General features: G+C 44.6%; 1 pseudogene. It reads left to right on the forward strand.

The window, feature by feature from the left end:
* A pseudogene (locus AAEY75_RS16770) lies at positions 1 to 242 on the forward strand (polyribonucleotide nucleotidyltransferase); the annotation flags it as partial.

Consider the following 242-nt stretch of genomic DNA (forward strand, 5'->3'; position numbering starts at 1 on the left):
GTTGTTGGTAAACGTGAAGCGCAACCAGGCCAAGACTTTTTCCCACTAACAGTTAACTACCAAGAGCGTATGTACGCTGCTGGTCGTATCCCTGGTGGTTTCTTAAAGCGCGAAGGTCGTCCTAACGATGGCGAAACACTTATTGCACGTCTTATTGACCGTCCAATTCGTCCACTTTTCCCAAGTGGTTTTGTAAACGAAGTACAAGTTATTGCTACTGTTGTTTCTGTTAACCCTGAAAT

This window comes from Psychrobacter sp. TB55-MNA-CIBAN-0194, from assembly GCF_040309505.1.
GTDB lineage: Bacteria > Pseudomonadota > Gammaproteobacteria > Pseudomonadales > Moraxellaceae > Psychrobacter > Psychrobacter fozii.